At 64.9% G+C, this 19,915-nt stretch carries 19 protein-coding genes; 10 read left to right on the top strand and 9 right to left on the bottom strand.

Going from position 1 to position 19,915, the window contains the following annotated elements:
* Positions 1–119: 119 nt before the first annotated feature.
* Positions 120–980, bottom strand: coding sequence for a caspase family protein (locus tag K359_RS0140235; protein WP_029084276.1), 861 nt, complete (start codon positions 978–980; stop codon positions 120–122).
* A 359-nt stretch (positions 981–1,339) separates the two neighbouring features.
* Between K359_RS0140235 and K359_RS0140225 the strand changes: the two genes are divergently transcribed.
* From K359_RS0140225 to K359_RS0140185, 9 genes are all read left to right on the top strand, one after another.
* Positions 1,340–3,064, top strand: a complete 1,725-nt coding sequence (locus K359_RS0140225; protein WP_029084275.1) for a hypothetical protein — start codon at positions 1,340–1,342, stop codon at positions 3,062–3,064.
* 122 nt (positions 3,065–3,186) lie between these two features.
* Entirely contained in the window at positions 3,187–3,912 is a 726-nt protein-coding gene (locus tag K359_RS0140220) for a thermonuclease family protein (RefSeq protein ID WP_029084274.1), read from the top strand.
* 34 nt (positions 3,913–3,946) lie between these two features.
* The gene (locus K359_RS0140215) at positions 3,947–4,777 is read left to right on the top strand and encodes an LssY C-terminal domain-containing protein (protein WP_051346673.1); all 831 of its coding nucleotides are present in this window, start codon (positions 3,947–3,949) and stop codon (positions 4,775–4,777) included.
* Positions 4,778–4,909: 132 nt separating this feature from the next.
* Positions 4,910–6,094 carry an alanine--glyoxylate aminotransferase family protein gene (locus K359_RS0140210; protein WP_029084272.1) on the top strand — a complete coding sequence of 395 codons (1,185 nt, stop codon included), beginning with the start codon at positions 4,910–4,912 and terminating at the stop codon, positions 6,092–6,094.
* A 243-nt stretch (positions 6,095–6,337) separates the two neighbouring features.
* Positions 6,338–6,646, top strand: a complete 309-nt coding sequence (locus K359_RS0140205; protein WP_029084271.1) for a GIY-YIG nuclease family protein — start codon at positions 6,338–6,340, stop codon at positions 6,644–6,646.
* 284 nt (positions 6,647–6,930) lie between these two features.
* The gene (locus K359_RS0140200; protein WP_245284871.1) at positions 6,931–7,983 is read left to right on the top strand and encodes an ABC transporter ATP-binding protein; all 1,053 of its coding nucleotides are present in this window, start codon (positions 6,931–6,933) and stop codon (positions 7,981–7,983) included.
* Positions 7,984–8,006: 23 nt separating this feature from the next.
* Entirely contained in the window at positions 8,007–9,071 is a 1,065-nt protein-coding gene (locus K359_RS0140195; protein WP_029084269.1) for an ABC transporter substrate-binding protein, read from the top strand.
* 168 nt (positions 9,072–9,239) lie between these two features.
* The gene (locus K359_RS0140190; RefSeq protein WP_029084268.1) at positions 9,240–10,961 is read left to right on the top strand and encodes an iron ABC transporter permease; all 1,722 of its coding nucleotides are present in this window, start codon (positions 9,240–9,242) and stop codon (positions 10,959–10,961) included.
* 179 nt (positions 10,962–11,140) lie between these two features.
* On the top strand, positions 11,141–13,249 hold the full coding sequence (locus tag K359_RS0140185; RefSeq protein WP_029084267.1) for a S9 family peptidase: 2,109 nt from the start codon (positions 11,141–11,143) through the stop codon (positions 13,247–13,249).
* 207 nt (positions 13,250–13,456) lie between these two features.
* Here the strand turns inward: K359_RS0140185 and K359_RS0140180 are convergent, their stop codons facing one another.
* From K359_RS0140180 to K359_RS0140170, 3 genes are all read right to left on the bottom strand, one after another.
* On the bottom strand, positions 13,457–14,176 hold the full coding sequence (locus K359_RS0140180) for a ribonuclease activity regulator RraA (protein WP_029084266.1): 720 nt from the start codon (positions 14,174–14,176) through the stop codon (positions 13,457–13,459).
* Between the two features lie 126 nt (positions 14,177–14,302).
* Positions 14,303–16,042, bottom strand: a complete 1,740-nt coding sequence (araD, locus tag K359_RS0140175) for an L-arabinonate dehydratase (protein WP_029084265.1) — start codon at positions 16,040–16,042, stop codon at positions 14,303–14,305.
* Between the two features lie 220 nt (positions 16,043–16,262).
* Complete coding sequence (locus tag K359_RS0140170; protein ID WP_029084264.1) at positions 16,263–16,898, bottom strand: response regulator transcription factor; 636 nt, start codon at positions 16,896–16,898, stop codon at positions 16,263–16,265.
* 154 nt (positions 16,899–17,052) lie between these two features.
* On the opposite strand from K359_RS0140170, the gene K359_RS0140165 reads away from it, so the two are divergent.
* Positions 17,053–17,352, top strand: coding sequence for a hypothetical protein (locus K359_RS0140165; RefSeq protein ID WP_029084263.1), 300 nt, complete (start codon positions 17,053–17,055; stop codon positions 17,350–17,352).
* Between the two features lie 178 nt (positions 17,353–17,530).
* Here K359_RS0140165 and K359_RS0140160 read toward each other — a convergent pair whose 3' ends face one another.
* From K359_RS0140160 to K359_RS54655, 5 genes are all read right to left on the bottom strand, one after another.
* Positions 17,531–17,848, bottom strand: a complete 318-nt coding sequence (locus tag K359_RS0140160; protein ID WP_029084262.1) for a hypothetical protein — start codon at positions 17,846–17,848, stop codon at positions 17,531–17,533.
* 3 nt (positions 17,849–17,851) lie between these two features.
* Positions 17,852–18,709, bottom strand: coding sequence for a protein-glutamate O-methyltransferase CheR (locus tag K359_RS0140155; RefSeq protein WP_029084261.1), 858 nt, complete (start codon positions 18,707–18,709; stop codon positions 17,852–17,854).
* 36 nt (positions 18,710–18,745) lie between these two features.
* Positions 18,746–19,135, bottom strand: a complete 390-nt coding sequence (locus K359_RS0140150; RefSeq protein ID WP_029084260.1) for a PleD family two-component system response regulator — start codon at positions 19,133–19,135, stop codon at positions 18,746–18,748.
* Between the two features lie 43 nt (positions 19,136–19,178).
* A complete protein-coding gene (locus tag K359_RS0140145) occupies positions 19,179–19,652 on the bottom strand; it encodes a chemotaxis protein CheW (protein WP_029084259.1) in 474 nt (157 codons plus the stop codon).
* 77 nt (positions 19,653–19,729) lie between these two features.
* A partial coding sequence (locus K359_RS54655) for a hypothetical protein (RefSeq protein ID WP_029083690.1) occupies positions 19,730–19,915 on the bottom strand: 186 nt, incomplete at its 5' end.

Genomic DNA, 19,915 nt, shown 5'->3' with positions numbered 1-19,915 from the left:
TTGCGATGAACGCGGCTGCGGCCCCAGCATCGCACCACAACGCACATTCGTGGTTATGGGTCCCGGCTCCCGTGCGCAATTGCGCACTAGGCCGGGACGACGTGCGGGAAGACTTGGGCTCAGCCGCCGAGCTTGATGTCTTCCAAGAGCGACGACGACACGCTCGGCACCTGCTCGCCTTCGCTCGCGCGCGAGATCGCGACGCGGGTCTTGTTGAAGGCGGTTTCGGCGCCGGCCTGGGCGTTGAGGTTGTTGATCAGCTCGGAGACCAAGACGCTGTTCGGCGCCCTGGAATCGTCGGCGACCTTGCCCGGCGTCGCCGAGGTCAGCACCAGCGTATTCTCCGGCGGCGAGATCGGCGCGAGGCCGTGCGAGAAGGCGCGGAAACGGCGCTCATAGGGATTGCGGCGCGAGGCATCGAGCACCACGAGCTTGGCTTTGGCACCGCGCTCCTTCATCGCATCGAGCACGGACTCGACGCTGACCCCGGTGCGCTTGACGTCGGCTTCCTTCCAGATCGTGGCGTCGACCGGGATCATGTAGCTTTCGCGGCCGACCTGCACGCCATAGCCGCCGAAGAACAGCATCACGACGGTGTCGGGGCGGATCTTGGCCTTCATGCGCTCGACCGCGCGGAACATGTCGTCGCGCGTCGCGTCCTCGACCACGTCGACGTCAAAACCCTCGCGGCGCAGCGCCCACGACAGGGTGCGGGCATCGTTGATCGGCTGGGCCAGCGGGGCCGATGCGTCCGGGTAATGGCCGTTGCCGATGATCAGTGCGAGACGGGAGGTGCCGGCCGGGATGCTGCCGGTGGTGTCGGTGGTGTCGGTGGCGACAGCCCCGACGGTCCCTTTGGCGACATCCATCGTCCGCTTGTTGAGCGCGGCATGGGCGCCGATCGCCAGCGACACCGTGCCAGCCACCGCCACAGCGAAGGCAATGGTGCGACGGGAAATATGAGGCTGCCTAAGGTTCATAGCGTTCCTAGTCCCAATCTTTGTCCCGATCACGCTCACACGAGATCGCGCCAGTTAGTCGCGTCAGTGATGGTCAGGTTTAATGGGGTTGAGCTGTGTGTGCCGTTGATTGATCTCAATTTGCGGCGCTGCAACAAACACTCCCTTAACCCGGCCGGGCGGCCGGAGCAACCCGGTTTGCCGCATGCTGCCGCCCGGCAGAGGCCATTGACGCCGTTAAGATCCCGTTACGTGACTTCGGTCACATTTGTATTTTGCAGGGATTCATGTAGCTTTCCAACGGCTTGCGGGAGTCTGGGGCGAAGCGCGGGAAATGCTGCCTGATGGCAGCATTAACCGGTTCCAACAGAAAGAGTTTCATGGGCTTTCACGAGATCGCAGGCGCCGTGTGCCGGTCACTGACCGCAGCCAAGGATGGCCCGTCGCTGTATGACGTCTGCGACCCCGTGCTGCAGTCCTATCGCGGCGGCGATGCCCATCTCGGGAAGTTTTACCGGACCGCACTCGGCAATCCGCCGCTGCGCGCGCTGCTCCGCCGCACCGGCCTGCCGGCGCTGAACGACCCCGCGCGGCTTGCCGGCCTGCGCGCCGCGCTGATTGAGGCGCGCGACGCCGACGCGCCGGACTGGGCCGCGATCGGCGCGCCAGTGGCGGCGCTGATGGACGATATCGGCGTCCGCCACCCGGCCCCGCCGGCCGCGCCTGCGCCGGGGCGCCTGCCCGGGATGGCCGAGATCGACCGTGTGATCCGCCTGACCGGCGCGCATCTGCTGCGCTCGTTCCGCAGGAACGGCGGCTTCATCCCGACCTATGCCGCCTTCAATTTAATCGGCGACCCCGACGTCGGCGGGCGCGAGATGCTGATGGCGCTGACCGGGCTCAACGCGCGCGGCTACAAGAACTCGACCCTGCTGTTCAGCCTGGCGCGGATCTTCATCGCGCATTCGCCGGCGCGCGTGCTGATCAACCCGGCCTGGCGCGGCATCGCCGAGCCGATGTGGGAGCCGGTGCAGATCCGCCACCGCTCGGCCTATTACGACGCGTTCTTCACCGAGGCGCTGCTCGGCTTTGTCGAGACCGGGCTGGCATCGCCGGATGAGACAAGCGCGGCGCGGCGCGCGATCTCTGACATGGTCGAGTTCTGCCTGAAGACCAGCGCCGAGGAGGTGCCGTCGCATGACGGCTCCGTCGTGAAGGTGATCACCGCGCTGGCGCCGGGCCGGCATCCGCGCTTCTCGCGCTTCTTCGCCCAGATCAAGCAGGACCTCGGCTTCGGCGTCTATGTGCCCGACTGCGACACCACGGCCTGCTCGTTCTCTGCCGCGACACAGGCCGGCTCCGACGATCCGATCCTCGCGCAGCCGCTGCTCGACTTCTACCGCGGCTACCAGGTGCGCTCGGGCGCCAACGAGCCGCGCGTCACCGTGCCGCTCAACGACAACATCGATTATGAAGGCGGCGTCGTCACCTGGATCGACAATCTCGCGGGCGAGCGGCCCTACGGCAACGACCTCGATCCGACGCTGAACCTCGACATTCTCGAGGTCTCGTTCCGCAACCTCACCCGCTGGAAGATCATCGAGACGCCGCAGCGGCTGGAGACGGTGCATCGCATCATCGCCTTCCAGAAGAACCTGGTTGAAAGCGGCGCGTTCAAGAATCCGCGCTCGCATATCTATTATCTGCCGGAGCTCTATTCGGCCTATTTCGGCCGCTGCTACGCCGCCTTCGTTGCGCTGCCGCTGGCGGCGCAGCGCGTCATCGATCCCGGCAACGTGTTCGCGCTGATCCGCGCCCGCGTGCTCGGCTACGTCACGAACGAGCTGATCGCCCACGAGATGAACCCGTTCGACGCCGCGCTGGCGCTGATGGCGCTGGCGCATCTTGGCGCCGCGGTCTCGACCTTCACGCCGGCGCTGCACTGCATCGTGCAGGGCCTCGGCGAGGGCGGCCGCAAGGGGCCCTACAAGGCCTATGAATGGAATAAGATGAAGACGCCGACCCGCATCCTGGTCGGCGGGCCCGAGGTGACGTCGGCCTTCGTGCTGATGGGTCTCGCGCTGGCGAAGAAGCGGATGACGTGAAGTTGAAACTGGCGGAAACACTCGGGCACTGGCACGGTTGCCCAATTGCCCGCACAATCCTTGGGCACTGACGTCGAGACGCTCAAGCCCTTTGAACGACAAGATTCTGGCCGGGAATGCCGATGTTCAAGATGCTGCTCACTGCTGGCCTGCTGCTCGCGCTGCCGACCTTAGCTGTCGCCGCCGACATCACCGGCGTGCCGAAGATCCGCGACGGCGACCAGATCCAGATCGGCAGCGCCCGCATCCGGCTCGGCGGTGTCGACGCGCCGTCGACCGACCAGCTCTGCCTCAACACCAAGGGCGAACGCTGGACCTGCGGCGTCGCCGCGCGCGACGAGCTGATCAAGCATGCCGGCAACAAGAGCTGGACCTGCCATCCCCGCTCGGTCGATCGCCGCGGCCGCACCATCGCGCGCTGCGAGGTCGACGGCGAGGACATCCAGAAATGGCTGGTCAGCAATGGCTGGGCGCTGGCCTACACCCGCGTCTCGCATGATTACGAGCCGGACGAAAAGGCGGCGCGCGAGGCCAAGGCCGGGATGTGGCAGGGCGCGTTCATCGCGCCGTGGGACTGGCGCGTGCGCAACAAGAAGACCAATGTGCTCGGCGCGGTGAAGCCGCCGGACGGAGCCAGCTCGATCCTGCTCGCCTCGGCCTCCGGTCCCGTCGCGCCCTCGCCCGACTGCACCATCAAGGGCAACGTCAACCGCTCCGGCGAATGCATCTTTCATCAGCCGACCAGCCGCTGGTACGCCAAGATCGAGATGAAGATCAGCAAGGGCACGCGCTGGTTCTGCTCGGTCGAGGAAGCCGAGGCCGCCGGCTGCCGCGAGACGCGGCGCTAGGGCGCGCGACACACCTGATCTGGAAACGTGTACCGTGACCGATCTCGAGATCAATCCGCCTGCGGCGCGCCGGCGCAAACGCCTGCGCTATCTGCGGCTGTTTCTGTTCGCCCTCGTCATCTACCTGATCGCGGCCTATCTGCTGCTGCCCGCACTGTGGACGCATTACGAACACCAGAAGGGCCTTGCCAATCTGCCGATGGTGACGCGCACCGCGCAGGGCATTCCCGGCGATCCCATGAATGTCGGGCTGATCGGCGACACCAGGGACGTGGTCTGTGCGATGCACGAGACCGGCTGGTATCCGGCCGATCCGGTCACGCTGAAATCCTCGATCGAAATCATAGGCTCGGTGCTGCTCGATCGTCCCTACAAGGATGCGCCGGTGAGCAACCTGTTCTATCTCGATCGCCGCGAAGACCTTGCCTTCGAGAAACCGGTTGGAGCGAGTGCGGATCGCCGCAACCATGTCCGCTTCTGGCGGGTGCTGGATCAGGGTCAGGAGAAGCGCCCGGTGTGGCTTGGCGCTGCGACGCTCGACCGCAGTGTCGGCATCTCCAGCTACACCGGGGCGGTGACCCATCATATCGCGGCCGATCTCGACGCCGAACGTGCACTGCTCGCCACCGACCTCGAGTCCGCCGGCATGGTCACCGCGAAATATCAGGTGACCGGCATCGGCCCGACCCTCGCCGGCCGCAATGGCGGCGGCGATCTCTATTACACCGACGGCGAAATCTGGGTGCTGCGGCTGGTCGAGGCCTGCCGCAAGAACCACGGCACCGTCGAGCAGATCCCAAGCCCCGCCGCGACGGAGTTCAAGGACCAGATCTGGCGCGCGGTGGTCGAATCGATCGGCAAATAAGGCTGTGTCCCGCGCTTTTGGAAACGCTGGATTGCTTTGTCCGGCTCGCAATCGCAGCCGTGATGGAATATCCTCGGCACTTGACCCCTCACACGCATGATTTGCGTTGCTTTACCCATAAGGAACAGGACGATGACCGTTCGCGCGGGCCGGGAATTTCTGGCCATCCCCGGGCCCACCACGATGCCCGATCAGGTGTTGCAGGCGATGCATCGCCCGGCGCTCGATATCTACTCCGCCGAGATGTTCGAACTGACCGAGAGCCTGCTGCGCGATCTCTCAAAACTGTTCGCCACCATGGGCAAATCCTACATCTACATCGCCAACGGCCACGGCGCCTGGGAGGCGACGCTCTCCAACGTGCTGTCGCGCGGCGACAAGGTGCTGGTGCTGGAAAGCGGACGCTTTGCGATCGGCTGGGGCCAGGCTGCGGCGGCGATGGGCGCCGAGGTCGAGGTGCTGAAGGGCGACTGGCGTCGCGCGATCCGTCCGGCGGAGGTCGAGGAGCGGCTGCGCCGCGACAAGGAGCACAAGATCAAGGCGATCCTCGCGGTGCAGGTCGACACCGCGTCGGGCGCCTACAACGACATCGAGGCGATCGGCAGGGCGATCAAGGCCGCCGGCCACCCCGCGCTGTTCATGGTCGATACTGTTGCCTCGCTCGGCTGCATGCCGTTCGAGATGGACAAATGGTATGTCGACGTCGCGATGTCCGGCTCGCAGAAGGGCCTGATGACGCCGCCCGGCCTCGGCTTCGTCGCCGCCAATGACCGCGCCTGGGACGCACACAAGAAGGCCGATCTGCGCACACCCTATTGGGACTGGACCGAGCGCGAAGGCAGCGAGCACTACCGCAAGTATGCCGGCACCGCGCCGGTGCATCTGTTGTTCGCTTTGCGCGAGGCGATCAACATGCTGCATGCCGAAGGCCTGGAAAATGCCTTCGAACGGCACCGGCTGCTCGGCGAAGCCGTGCGCCGCGCGGTTGCCACCTGGGCCGAGGGCCAGGTGCTCGGCTTCAACATCACTGAAGCCGCCGAGCGTTCCAACACGGTGACGACCGTGACCGTGAAGGGCGCCGATCCCGCCGCAATCCACCGCTACGCCAAGGAAAAATGCGGCGTCGTGCTCGGCACCGGCATCGGCGATTTGCAGGGCCAGGCGTTCCGCATCGCGCATATGGGCCACGTCAACGCGCCGATGATCCTCGGCACGCTCGGCGTCGTCGAGGTCGCGCTCACCGCGCTGAATATCCCACACGGCAAAGCCGGCGCCGACGCCGCCATCCAGTGGCTCGGCGACAACGTGAAGGCGTAGGAGCAGAAAGCCGCGGCTTGAGACCCGTCATCCTGAGGAGCGCGAAGCGCGTCTCGAAGGGTCGACGGCCCGGCTGCGGCCGCGCGGCTCCATCGGGGCCGTGCATCCTTCGAGACGCGCGCAAGAGCGCGCTCCTCAGGATGACGGGACGAGGTGGTCGCGGAATGGTGGAATAGCATTGCCCATTGACCGTGGCCACATTCACGCCATTCTTGATCCACGCATACGGACAGGATCATCGCGATGGGCATTTACATCTACATGCTTCGCTGTGCCGACGAGTCCTTCTACGTCGGCAGTGCCACGGGTGACGATCTCGCGCCGCGCATCGAACAGCACAATGCGGGTACCTTCCCCGGCTACACTCTGAACCGTCGACCAGTGGTCCTCGTCTGGTCAGAGTATTTCGATCGCGTCACTGACGGTATCGCTGCGGAACGGCAGATCAAAGGCTGGAGTCGAGCGAAGAAGGAAGCACTGATTCGGTCGGATTGGGGCGCGATGAGCCGACTGGCACATCGTCGCCAACGCAACCCCTCGCCGTCATCCTGAGGAGGCCGCAAAGCGGCCGTCTCGAAGGATCGACGGCCGAGCTGCCGCCGCGACCGAGTCGGAGCGCGCCGAGACATCTGGGCCGTGCATCCTTCGAGACGCGCGCAAGAGCGCGCTCCTCAGGATGACGGGAGAGTGGTCGGGGGATACGCAACGAAGAGGAGCCACGACTTTATGACGGGGCGCGAACACTTTCCGCCGTCATCATTTTCCGCTTTACTGCCGGCAACAGCCGGGCACGGATCCCTGCGAGACAACAAAATGGAGGGGATCGCTTGGCATCGGTGGAGTTGCGCGGCCTGGTCAAGCGGTTTGGATCGTTTATCGCGGTTGATGATGTTTCGCTGACGATCGATCATGGTCAGCTTGTCTGCCTGCTCGGGCCGTCCGGCTGCGGCAAGACCACGACGCTGCGGCTGATTGCCGGCTTCCTCGAACCGTCAGACGGCGAAATCCGCGTCGGCGACCGCGTGGTGTCGTCGAAAGCCCGCACGCTGCCGCCCGAGCAGCGCAACATGTCGATGATCTTCCAGAGCTACGCGCTGTGGCCGCACATGACAGTGGCCGAGAACATCGTCTACGGCCTGCGCTTGCGCAAAATGGATCGCGACACCATCGCGAAAAAACTCGCCGCGATTCTGGCGACGACCAAACTGGAACCACTGGCGCAGCGCTATCCGGGCGAGCTGTCCGGCGGCCAGCAGCAGCGCGTCGCGCTGGCGCGGGCGCTGATCGTCGGCCCCGAGACGCTGCTGCTCGACGAGCCGCTGTCCAACCTCGACGCCAATCTGCGCGAGGAGATGCGGTTCGAAATCCGCCGCCTGCACGATGAATATCGCTACACCACGGTCTACGTCACCCACGATCAGTCCGAGGCGATGACGACAGCCGATCTGATCGCGGTGATGAACGCCGGCAAGATCGACCAGCTCGGCGCGCCTGAGGACATCTATGCGCGGCCGGAATCCGAATTCGTCGCGCGCTTCATCGGCGCCGCCAACGTGATCAAGGGCACCGCGCGCGACGCGACCCACGTGGAATTCGCCGGCGCGACGCTCGAGGTGGTCGGCGCGAAACTCGCAGCCGGCCAGAGCGCGCCGGTCGCGATCCGCCAGCACGAGATCCAGCTCTCGACGCACGCGCCGGCCGCAACGCAGAACACGCTCAAGGCCATCGTGACGCGGCAGGTCTATCTCGGCATGAACCGCGACTACATGGTGGAAACCTCCGACGGCACCTCGTTGCGCGTGACCACTCCGACGGAGACCGCGGTCGAGAAAGGTAGCGAGGTTTGGCTGACATTGCCGCCCGAGCGTTGTCGGGCGCTCAGCCGTTAATGAACAAGAAACGGAGGGACGCGATGCGGAAACCAGTTTCCAGACGCGATGTCCTGAAAGGCGCTGCGGCGCTTGCAGCCGGCAGCGTGTTCGCATCGCCCGCGCGCGCCGCGGCACCTGAGCCGGTTGCGATTACGCCCGACCTTGTCGCCGCAGCGAAGAAGGAAGGCAAGCTGGTGTTCTATTCGTCGATGGACCTGCCGGTCGGCGAAAAACTCGGCAAGGTGTTCGAGGCCGCGTATCCCGGCATCACGGTGCAGATCGAGCGTTCCGGCTCGGAGCGGCTGTTCCAGCGCGTGGCACAGGAATTCGACGCCAACATCCACGCCGCCGATGTCGTCAACAGCGCCGATGCCTCGCACTTTATCCCATGGAAAAAGAGCGGGTGGCTGATGCCGTTCGTGCCCGAGGACGTCGCGAAATATTTCCCCGACAATTATCGCGACCCGGACGGGATGGCCGTGACGACGCGGCTGTGGCTGTCGTCGATAGCCTACAACACCAATCTGGTGAAGGCGGAGGACGCGCCGAAAAGCTTTGCCGATTTGCTCGACCCGAAATGGGCCGGCAAGATGGTGAAGGGCCATCCGGCCTATAGCGGCACCATCATGACCACAACATTCCAGATCGTGCGCGAGCTCGGCTGGCCCTATCTGGAGAAGCTTGCAAAACAGCGCGTGATGCAGGTGCAGTCCTCGACCGACCCACCGAAGAAGCTCTCGCTCGGCGAACGCGCCGTGATGGCCGACGGCAATGAATACGGCATCGTGCTGTTGAAGGAGGCCGGACAGCCGGTCGAGCCGGTCTATCCGACCGAGGGCACGCCGACAATCTCGGGACCGACGGCCATCTTCGCCGGCGCGCCGCATCCGAACGCCGCAAAGCTGTTCCAGGCCTGGCTGCACACCCGCGAGACCCAGCAATTCTTCGTCGACTTCACCGGTCAATATTCGGTGCACGCCCAGGTGCAGCCAAGGGCCGGCCGGCGCAGGCTCGCCGACATCAAGCTGATGGAGGAGGATCCGGCGGGGGTGGAGGCGATGACCGAAGAAATCAAGACGCGCTATGCGCGGTTGTTTCGGGTGTGAGGGCATGGGTCTCGACACGCACCACCGTCATTCCGGGGCGCGCAACGCGCGAACCCGGAATCCATTTCACCGTCAGCACATGCGGCCCGATGGATTCCGGGCTCATCGCTTCGCGATGCCCTCAGGTGCGCAATTGCGCACCGCGAATGACGAGGTGAGAGTCTCCGCATGACAACAACCACAACCACCTCCCCAGCCCCCCGCCCCCGCATCGACTGGACGCGCCCGGTGCTCTGGCTGTTCGCGGCGGTGCTCATCCTGCTGATCCTGCTGCCGCTTTCGTGGCTTGCGGTTTTTGCCTTCACCGACAAGAACCGCCATCCGACGCTGCAGAACTTCGTCACGCTGTTCAGCAATCCCGATTTCCTCGATCCGCTGCTGACGACTGCGATCATCGCGACCACGTCGGCGGTGATCTGCTGCATCGTCGCGGCGCCGCTCAGCTGGCTGGTGTCGCGCACCGACATGCCGGGCCGGCAGACCATCCGCGCGCTGGTGACGGCGTCGTTCGTGACGCCACCGTTCCTCGGCGCGGTGGCCTGGGAATTGCTGGCCGCGCCGAATTCGGGGCTGTTGAATCAGCTCTACCGGCTGTTCGCGGGCGCGGATGCGGACGCGCTGTTCAACATCTATTCGATGACCGGGATCATCTTCGTGATCTCCTGCTACACTTTCCCGTTCGTGTTCGTGCTGGTGGCCAATGCGCTCGACAGCATGCCGGGTGAACTGGAGGACGCCTCCGCGATCCTCGGCGGCAACGCCTGGACCACAGCGCGGCGGGTGACGATCCCGCTGGCGCTGCCCGCGCTGGTCGCGGGCGCCCTGATCGCCTTCCTGCAGGCGATGACGCTGTTCGGCTCGCCGGCGATCCTGGCGCTGCCGGCCGGTTTCCACACCATGACGACCAAGATCTGGAGCCTGTTCCAGTATCCGCCGAAGCTCGAACTCGCGGCCGCCGCCGCCGTGCCGCTGCTGGTGCTGACCATCCTGCTGCTGCAGGGCCAGAAGGCGCTGCTCGGCCGCCGCGGCTATTCGGTGATCGGCGGCAAATATGACGCGCCGCGCCGCGTGGAGCTGAAGGGATGGCGCTGGGCCGCGCTCGGCTTCTGCCTCCTGGTGCTGCTCAACCCGGTGTTCCTGCCCTACTTCGCGCTGCTCAATGCCGCGTTCTCGCCGAATGCGACCACACTGGTGACGCCGTCGACGGCAACGCTGCACAACATCGTCTTCGTGTTCACCGAGCTGTCGTCGACGCAACTGGCGCTGAAGAACACCGTGATTCTGGGCGCCGCGACCGCGACCATCGGCACCATTCTGGCGCTGGTCATCGCCTATGTGACGACACGGAAGGTGATCGCGGGCCATCGCATCCTCGGCTTCCTCGCCACCGCGCCGGTCGCCGTTCCCGGCATCGTGCTCGGCGTCGGCCTGTTCCTGAGCTACACGCGGCCGCCCTTCGTGCTCTACGGCACGCTGTGGATCCTGCTGCTGGCGTTCCTCACCATCAACCTGCCCTCGGCCTATCAGCAATTGCAGGCGGCATTCGCGACCATCCATCCCGAGCTCGAGGAAGCAAGCCGCATCCTCGGCGCGACGCGGTTGCAGGCGTTGCGCCAGATCACCGCGCCTCTGCTGCGCACCGGGGTGATCGCGACCTGGTGCTTCATCTTCATCGGCGTGATGCGGGAACTGTCGGCCGCGATCGTGCTGTTCACCTCGCAGACCAAGGTGCTGTCGGTCCTGATCTACGATCTCAACGAAGGCGGCGACCTCGCCGCGATCGCGGTGCTCGGCATCGCGATGCTGGTGATTACATTTGCCGTGGTGCTGGCGGTGAACCAGATCCCGATGTCCGGCGGCAATGCCGGCGCGAAGCTGCGGAACGGGTAGCGTCGCTCTATCCCCGTCATTGCGAGCGAAGCGAAGCAATCCATATCTCACCGAAGGGATAGAATTGATTGCTTCGTTGCTACGCTCCTCGCAATGACGAAACAAACGGCGGCGCCCACCCATCTGGCAATCGCCACATTCATCCCGATATAAGGCGGAACCCCGCATATGAGGATCGTGTGACCAAATCCACCACCAAGAATTCGCCCCCTGTCGCGCCGCGCCGGCCGCATTCGTTCACCACTCATGGCATCACGGTGACGGACGACTATGCCTGGATCAAGGATCCGAACTGGCAGGAGGTGCTGCGCGATCCCTCGATCCTCGATCCCGATATCCGGACCTATCTCGAAGCCGAAAACGGCTACACCGAGAGCCTGCTCGGCCACACCGACGGCTTGCAGAAGCAGCTCGTCAAGGAGATGCGCGGGCGGATCAAGGAGGACGATTCCAGCGTGCCGTCGCCGGACGGCCCGTTCGCCTATTTCCGCAAGTTCCGCGAGGGCGGCCAGCACGAGCTGTTCTGCCGCACGCCGCGCGACGGCGGCGATGCGCATGTCGTGCTCGATGGCGATGCGCTGGCCAAGGACCACAAATATTTCAAGTTCGGCGGTAGCCGGCATTCCAACGATCACCGGCTGCACGCCTGGAGCGCCGACACCAAGGGCTCGGAATACTTTTCCATTCGGGTGCGCGACTGGGCCGATGGCGGCGATCTCGAGGATCTCGTCGAGGAGACCGATGGCGGCGTGGTCTGGGCCGCGGATTCGAAGAGCTTCTTCTACGTCAAGCTCGACGACAATCACCGCCCGATGCAGGTGTGGCGGCACAAGCTCGGCACCAAGCAGGCCGACGACATCCTGATCTATGAAGAGCAGGATCCCGGCTGGTTCACCCATCTGCACGAGAGCGCCAGCGGCCGCTTCTGTGTGATCGCCGGCGGCGACCACGAGACCTCCGAACAGCGGCTGATCGATCTCGCCAATCCCGACGCACCGCCGCGGCTGGTCGCGGCGCGCGAGGAAGGCGTGCAATACTCGATCGCCGACCGCGGCGACGAGCTCTTCATCCTGACCAACGCCGACGACGCCATCGACTTCAAGGTCGCGACCGCGCCCCTTGCGTCGCCCGAGCGCGCCAACTGGCGCGATTTGATTCCGTATCGCGAGGGCGTCTATGTGCTCGACGTCGAGCTCTATGCCGGTCACATGGTGCGGCTGGAGCGCGCCAACGCGCTGCCGGCGATCATCATCCGCGATCTCAAGACGGGCGAGGAGCACGCGATCGCCTTCGACGAGGCCGCCTATTCGCTCGACACCATGGGCGGCTACGAGTTCGAGACCACCAATCTACGCTTTGCCTATTCGTCGATGACGACGCCGTCGGAGGTCTATGACTACGACATGGCGACGCGGACGCGGGTGTTGCGCAAGCGCCAGGAGATTCCGTCCGGTCACAACCCGGCCGACTACGTCACCACGCGGATCATGGCGACCTCGCATGACGGCGCGCAGGTGCCGGTGTCGATCCTGCACCGCAAGGACTTTGTCCGCGACGGCAAGGCGCCGCTGCTGCTCTATGGCTACGGCTCCTACGGCATGGCGATGCCGGCGTCGTTTGCGGCGAACCGGCTGTCGCTGGTCGACCGCGGCTTCGTCTATGCGATCGCGCATATCCGCGGCGGCGCCGACAAGGGCTGGGGCTGGTATCTCGACGGCAAGCGCGAGAGGAAGACCAACACGTTCGACGATTTCGCCGCCGCCGGCCGCGCGCTGTGTGATGCGAACTATACCAGCGCCAAGCGCATCGTCGGCCATGGCGGCTCGGCGGGCGGCATGCTGATGGGCGCGGTCGCCAACCGCGCCGGCGAGCTGTTCGCCGGCATTGTCGCCGAAGTGCCGTTCGTCGACGTGCTCAACACCATGCTCGACGACACGCTGCCGCTGACGCCGCCGGAATGGCCGGAATGGGGCAACCCGATCGACAGCGAGAAGGATTTTCGTACCATCCTGTCCTATTCGCCCTACGACAATGTCGCGGCAAAGGACTATCCGGCGATCCTCGCAATGGGCGGCCTCACCGACCCGCGCGTTACCTACTGGGAGCCGGCGAAATGGATCGCGCGGCTGCGCGCTACCATGCGCGGCGGCGGACCGGTGCTGCTGCGGACCAACATGGGCGCCGGCCACGGCGGCGCCTCCGGCCGCTTCAACCGCCTCGACGAGGTCGCGATCGTCTACGCGTTCGCGCTGTGGGCAGTCGGGATGGCGGAGAGGGCGGAGGTGTAGCTTTCGTAGCCCGGATACCTCCCCATCGTCGTCCTGGCGAAAGCCAGGACCCATACCGCGTGATCTATCGAGCAAGGAAGTCGCAGTACCACGGCACTGCCAGCCTTCGCCAAACTCCTCCCTGTGGTTATGGGTCCCGGCTTTCGCCGGGACGACGGCGGAATGCGTGGCGGTCGCTTATCAAGGACGACGGCGGAGAGTGAGGCGCTACCGTCCCCTGGACTTCCGCCACGCTGCAAAATCCTGCAGCGTCTGCTCGTCGGTCGCGGGATAGAGGCCGAAGATGCCGCGACCCTTCTGCACCTCCTCGGTGACGAAATCCTCGAACGCGGTCATCTCGAGGGTTTCATTGGCGATCTCACCGGCGAGATGGGCGGGGATCACGATGACGCCGTCGCTGTCGCCGAGGATCACGTCGCCGGGAAACACCGGCGCGTCGCCGCAGCCGATCGGAACGTTGATCTCGATCGCCTGACGCAGCGTCAGATTGGTCGGCGCGCTCGGGCGGTGATGGAAGGCCGGGAAGCCGAGCCGCGCGATCTCGGCCGAATCGCGGAAGCCGCCATCGGTGACCACGCCGGCGCAGCCGCGCTTCATCAGCCGCGTCACCAGGATGGCGCCGGCCGAGGCCGCGCGCGCGTCCTTGCGGCTGTCCATGACCAGCACGCTGCCTGCGGGACATTCCTCGATCGCCTTGCGCTGCGGATGTGAGCGATCGCGGAATACCTCGATTGTGTTGAGGTCCTCGCGCGCCGGCATGTAGCGCAGCGTGAAGGCCTCGCCGACCATGGTCGGCTGATCCGGGCTTAAGGGATGAACATCTTGGATCATCTGAATACGGAGGCCGCGCTTGAACAGCGCGGTTGCAACCGTTGCGGTGGAAACGGTCTTCAGCTTGTTGCGGGTGGCGTCGCTGAGTTTTGACATGTGGTTTTTCCGATTGTCGTTCCGGGGCGATGCGTCAGCATCGAACCTCGGGGGCGCAATTGCGCCCCGGGGAATCTGGAGGTTCCGGGTTCGCTGCTGCGCAGCGCCCCGGAACGACGTGGTGAGTTAATAAATCGACGGCTCTCCCACCGGCTTGCCAAAACCGGTCTCCAGGAAATCGAAATCGCAGCCTTCATTGGCCTGCTTGATGTGTTTCGAGAACATCCAGCCATAGCCGCGCTCGAAGCGCTTTTCGGGCTGCTTCCATTCGGCGCGGCGCTTGGCCCGCTCCGCCTCCGGCACATCGAGATCGATGGTGCGCGCGGCGACGTCGAGCGTGATGCGGTCGCCGTTCCTGACCAGCGCCAGCGGACCGCCGATATAGGACTCCGGCGAGACGTGCAGGATGCAGGCGCCGTAGCTGGTGCCGCTCATCCGCGCGTCCGACAGCCGCACCATGTCGCGCACGCCCTGCTTCACGAGCTTGGTCGGGATCGGCAGCATGCCCCATTCTGGCATGCCCGGCCCGCCCTGCGGCCCGGCATTGCGCAGGATCAGCACGTGATCGGCCGTGACGTCGAGATCGGGATCGTCGACCGCCTTCTTCATCGACGGATAATCGTCGAACACCAGCGCCGGCCCGGTGTGCTTGAGGAAGCGCGGATCGCAGGCAGAAGGCTTAATGACGCAGCCGTCGGGCGCGAGATTGCCTTTCAACACCGCAAGCGCGCCCTCCTTGTAGATCGGATTCTCGACGGTGCGGATGACGTCGTCATTATGGACCTCGGCGCCTGCGATGTTGTCGCCCAGCGTCTTGCCTGACACGGTCATGCAATCGAGATGCAGATGCTGCTTGATCCGGTTCATCAGGCCGGGCAGTCCGCCGGCATAGAAGAAATCCTCCATCAGATAGTGGTCGCCACTTGGCCGCACATTGGCGATCACGGGCACCTTGCGGCTCGCCGTCTCGAAATCGTCGAGCGAAATATCCTGTCCGGCGCGGCGCGCCTGCGCAATGAGGTGAATGATGGCGTTCGTCGAGCAGCCCATCGCCATCGCGACCGTGATCGCGTTCTCGAACGCTCTTCGGGTCTGGATCTTCTGCGGGGTGAGATCCTCCCACACCATCTCGACGATGCGGCGGCCGGCCTCCGAGCTCATGCGGATGTGGTTGGCGTCGGCCGCGGGGATCGACGAGGCCCCCGGCAAGGTCATGCCGATCGCTTCCGCGATCGCGGTCATGGTGGACGCCGTGCCCATGGTCATGCAGGTGCCATAGCTGCGGGCGATGCCGGCCTCCATGTCGACCCAGTCCTTGTCGGAAATCTTGCCGGCACGGCGCTCGTCCCAGTATTTCCAGGCGTCCGAGCCGGAGCCCAACGTGCGGCCCTTCCACTTGCCGCGCAGCATCGGCCCCGCCGGCAGATAGATCGCCGGCAGATTCATGCTGGTGGCGCCGAGCAGCAGCCCCGGCGTGGTCTTGTCGCAGCCGCCCATCAGCACCACGCCGTCGACCGGATGGCCGCGCAACAGCTCCTCGGCATCCATCGCCAGCATGTTGCGGTAGAGCATCGTGGTCGGCTTCAAGAGCGATTCCGACAGCGACAGCGCCGGCAGCTCGAGCGGGAAACCGCCGGCCATCAGCACGCCGCGCTTGACGTCGTCGACCCGGCTCTTGAAGTGCATGTGGCAGGGCTGCGCGTCCGACCAGGTGTTGATGATCGCGATCACCGGCCGGTCGCGCCACTCCTCCGGCGCGTAGCCCATCTGCATCGCGCGCGAGCGATGGCCGAAGGCTCTGAGATCGTCGGGCGCAAACCAGCGCGCGCTGCGCAATTGATCGGGAGTCTTGTTCTTCTTCGTCATCTTCGGTGCGCCATGTGCTCGATATTGCGTGCTTCGATATTGCGTGTCTCGAGATTGCCTGCACGCGCGTCGTCTCAGCGCATGCCCTGCGCAACGCATATACTCGATTTCCGGGCGTGTCGTCCTGCGCACGGCGCAGACGTGCCGTTCGCCGCCCGTGTGCCGGGCGTGCGCCGCACAAACTCCGCAATCTGGAAATCAGCGTAGAATCCAGCCTTTGCTAGCTCTGGCGCTGCGCCGTCATCACGATGCGGACGAGATCGGCGGCATTGCGCGCGCCGAGCTTCTTCATGATGTTGGCGCGGTGATCCTCGATCGTGCGCGGGCTGATGCCGAGATGACGCCCGGCCTCCTTGTTGGAGGCGCCCGCGGTGAATTGCTCGAGCACCTCGCGCTCGCGGCGGGTCAGCGGCTCGCGCCCCGGGAAGTGCAGCGCGGCGATGCGCGACGCCGAGGTCTCGGCCTGGCGCCGCGTGTAGGCGTCGATCGCTTCATTGAGACGGCTGACGATCTCATTGCCGCGGAACGGCTTCTCGATGAAATCGAGCGCGCCGTTCTTGATGGCGCTGACCGCCATCTGGATGTCTCCCTGACCGGAGATCATGAAGATCGGCGCCGGATAATCCTCGCCGTGAAGCTCGCGCAGGATATCGAGGCCGGATTTGCCTGGAATATGCACGTCCAGCAGGATGCAGGCCGGCGTCCTGCTGCGCGCCACCGAGAGCAGCGCCGCACCATCCGCAAAGCAGATCACCTTGTAACCAGCGGTCGACAGGACCACGGAAAGCGTCTCGCGGACGGCGGGCTCGTCGTCGACCACGAAAATTTCCCCGCGAGGAGCGCCATTCTCAACCATTTGCATCGTCCATCAGTGGTGAAGCGTGCTGACCTGACCGCACAAGAAGTAACTCGACCATCTCGATCAATGGACCCGTATTTGTACGGGACGTCCGCTTAACGCACAAGTAGCACCGCGTTCCCTAAAAGCGGGGACGGTGGAGAAAACATGGATGGTAAATGCAGCGGCGGACGGCGTTGCAGTGCGTTTGGACGAGGGCAATGATTCCTACAACCTGATCGTGACGGACCTCGTCGCGCTGATCGGCCATGTCCAGGCGAGCCTGCGACTGATCGAAGCGGCGATTGCGCGCGAGGCATTGCTGGCCGAGAGGGACGCCGCCGCCAACATCGCCGTGCTTGACGACGTCACCCCACGCTACGAGGCTGCATCCACGGCCCTGAGAGCCTGCGACGCCGGCCTCGGCATGGCACTCGATTGCGCTATTCGGAGGCACCGGCGCGCCTCCTGAACTGACCCACGGGGGCGGCAGCCCCCCGGGTTCGGGCGCCATCACGCGGATCGTCCGACGACGCCCAACACGCCCCAACCCTTGGGGCGACCATCCGTTCCACGCATTCGGATTGACGGCAGGCCGTGCCCGGCCAGGCCAAGTCAGATCAGATCAGATCAGATCAGATCAGGTCAGGTCAGGCTCGGGCCCGCTCTTCGTCGGCGGACGCCCGGCGCTTGCTCGGCTTGCCCTTCAGGAAGCTGATATCCATTTCGGTGCCGTTGACGCGGACCAGCTCGCAACGGCGATAGGCAAGCCCGGTCGAGGACAATAGCAGGAAGAACTCCTTCAGGTTGAGCCCCTGAATGGAACCCTCGACCGTCAGCGACGCATCATTGTCCGAGATGGCGTTGAGCTGGCAGTCGCGCCGCCAGGTGCCGTCGATGGCCATGATGCAGACATCGACGCCCCGGCTGAACGTGACCCGCTCAACGGATTTGCCGTCTTCGGTCATCGCTCAATATCCGGCCGCCATGGCGGCCCTCGGCATGGCGAGCGCCGGCTGCACCCCGCTCGGCCGGTAAAGGCCGCGGCGGTCGGGAATCGGCTTGAACCTGTCGGTCAGACCGACCACGGTCTCGGCGGCGCCCAGCACCAGGAAGCCATCGGTCTCCATCGAGCGGGCGAGGCGGTTGAAGATGTTGATCTTGGTGTCCTGATCGAAATAGATCAGCACGTTGCGGCAGAACACCACATCGAAAGCGCCGAGCGCGGAGAAATCGTGCAGCAGATTGAGCTGACGGTGCTGCACCATCGAGCGCAACTCGGGATTGATCTGCCAGAGTTCACCAGACTGCTTGAAGTACTTGACCAGCATCTGGATCGGCAGCCCGCGCTGCACCTCGAACTGGCTGTAGATGCCGGCTTTCGCCTTCTCCAGCACCTCCTGCGACAGATCGGTCGCGATGATCTCGACCCGCCATCCCGCAAGCGCCGCGCCCATTTCCTTCAGGCTCATCGCCAGCGAATAGGGCTCCTGCCCGGTCGAGCCGGCGGCGCACCAGATCCGGACGCTCCGGCGCGCGGCACGCGCCTTCAGCACCTCCGGCATGATGGTGTCGCGGAAATGCTCGAACGGCACCTTGTCGCGGAAGAAGAAGGTCTCGTTGGTGGTCATGGCCTCGACCACCTGGACGGTGTGCGTGGACGAGCCGGCCCTGATCTTCGCCACCAGGTCGGGGATGCCGGACAGGCCGCTTTTGCGCGCCAGCGGCAACAGGCGGCTCTCGATCAGATACTGCTTGTCCGCAGACAGATCGAGACCGGAATGGTCCTTCAGGAGCTTACGCAGATACTCGTAGTCGGGGGGCGTCACGGGAGCCTCGCAAGGACAAAAGGGTGAATCTGGGTGTCAGGCTTCGGCCGACGCATCGAGCGCCAGCAGGCCCACTTCTTGGAATTTCGCGATCACGATGTCCTTGTCGAACGGCTTCATGATGTACTCGTTGGCGCCGGCATGCAGGGCCCGCGAGATGTGGTCGATGCCGTTTTCGGTGGTGCAGAACACGACCTTGGGCTGATCGCCGCCGGGCATGCGGCGGAGCTGCACGAGGAATTCGAAGCCGTCCATGACCGGCATATTCCAGTCAAGCAGCACCGCGTCGGGCAGCGCCCGCTTGCAGGCTTCGAGCGCCACGGCGCCGTCCTCGGCCTCGATGACGGTGAACTGCATTCCTTCGAGGATGCGGCGCGCGATCTTTCGCACCACACCGGAATCGTCGACGACGAGACATGTCTTCATGTGTTGGCCTCCTTGTAGAATCCGCCGTCTACGCGACGGAGCGTTACGCTGCAGCAGCTGTCTTGGGCACCAGTTCGAGCACGCGATCGATATCGAGGACGACCATGAGCTGGCCGTCGAGGCGGTAGACGCCGCCGGCGAGCTTGGCCATGCGGGGATCGAGGTTGACCGGGTTGTCCTGGCGGCTGTCGTCGGGCAGCCGCAGCACTTCGCCGATCTGGTCGATCAGGAGGCCATAGGATTCGCCGCGCTGGTCGACGCCGACCGCCATCGGCGGCTGGCCGTCAGCGGCCTTCGGCAGCCCGAGCCGGGCGCGCATGTCGACCACGGTGACGATGCGGCCGCGCAGATTGAGCACGCCGGCGATCTCGGTCGACGACAGCGGCACCCGCGTCAGCCGCTCCGGCATGAACACGTCCTGCACCCGCGAGATCGGTAAGCCAAACAGCTGCCCGCCGATCACAGCGGTGACGTATTCGGCCATCGCGCCTTCACTGGTCTCGGTCTTGCTGGTCATCGATGCTGTTTCCTTCGGGTCCTTCGTTTGAGCATGATCTGATCGGAAAACCGGTTCCCACTTTTCCGGATCATGCTCTAGGCCGCCCGGCGCAGTTCGGCGGTCTGCTCTTTCAGCGCCGCGATCAGTCCGGGACGGTCAAACTTGGCGACATAGTCGTGGAAGCCGGCCTGCCGGCCGCGCTCGATCGCCGCCGGCGACACCATCGCCGACAGCGCGATGATCGGCAGCCCGATCAGATTGTGGTCAGAGCGGATGTTCTC

The organism is Bradyrhizobium sp. th-b2 (assembly GCF_000426785.1).
Lineage (GTDB): Bacteria > Pseudomonadota > Alphaproteobacteria > Rhizobiales > Xanthobacteraceae > Bradyrhizobium > Bradyrhizobium septentrionale.
The sequence above is the reverse complement of the archived record's forward strand: the minus strand, read 5'-3'. Positions and strand labels throughout refer to the sequence as shown.

Bases quoted from the DNA above. Each gene is read 5' to 3' on its own strand.
- K359_RS0140210 (WP_029084272.1), top strand. From the start codon at position 4,910: ATGACCGTTCGCGCGGGCCGGGAATTTCTGGCCATCCCCGGGCCCACC.
- K359_RS0140160 (WP_029084262.1), bottom strand. From the start codon at position 17,848: ATGACCGAAGACGGCAAATCCGTTGAGCGGGTCACGTTCAGCCGGGGC.
- K359_RS0140145 (WP_029084259.1), bottom strand. From the start codon at position 19,652: ATGACCAGCAAGACCGAGACCAGTGAAGGCGCGATGGCCGAATACGTC.
- K359_RS0140170 (WP_029084264.1), bottom strand. From the start codon at position 16,898: ATGGTTGAGAATGGCGCTCCTCGCGGGGAAATTTTCGTGGTCGACGAC.
- K359_RS0140150 (WP_029084260.1), bottom strand. From the start codon at position 19,135: ATGAAGACATGTCTCGTCGTCGACGATTCCGGTGTGGTGCGAAAGATC.
- K359_RS0140235 (WP_029084276.1), bottom strand. From the start codon at position 980: ATGAACCTTAGGCAGCCTCATATTTCCCGTCGCACCATTGCCTTCGCT.
- K359_RS0140225 (WP_029084275.1), top strand. From the start codon at position 1,340: ATGGGCTTTCACGAGATCGCAGGCGCCGTGTGCCGGTCACTGACCGCA.
- araD (WP_029084265.1), bottom strand. From the start codon at position 16,042: ATGACGAAGAAGAACAAGACTCCCGATCAATTGCGCAGCGCGCGCTGG.
- K359_RS0140205 (WP_029084271.1), top strand. From the start codon at position 6,338: ATGGGCATTTACATCTACATGCTTCGCTGTGCCGACGAGTCCTTCTAC.
- K359_RS0140195 (WP_029084269.1), top strand. From the start codon at position 8,007: ATGCGGAAACCAGTTTCCAGACGCGATGTCCTGAAAGGCGCTGCGGCG.
- K359_RS0140220 (WP_029084274.1), top strand. From the start codon at position 3,187: ATGTTCAAGATGCTGCTCACTGCTGGCCTGCTGCTCGCGCTGCCGACC.
- K359_RS0140190 (WP_029084268.1), top strand. From the start codon at position 9,240: ATGACAACAACCACAACCACCTCCCCAGCCCCCCGCCCCCGCATCGAC.
- K359_RS0140165 (WP_029084263.1), top strand. From the start codon at position 17,053: ATGGTAAATGCAGCGGCGGACGGCGTTGCAGTGCGTTTGGACGAGGGC.
- K359_RS0140180 (WP_029084266.1), bottom strand. From the start codon at position 14,176: ATGTCAAAACTCAGCGACGCCACCCGCAACAAGCTGAAGACCGTTTCC.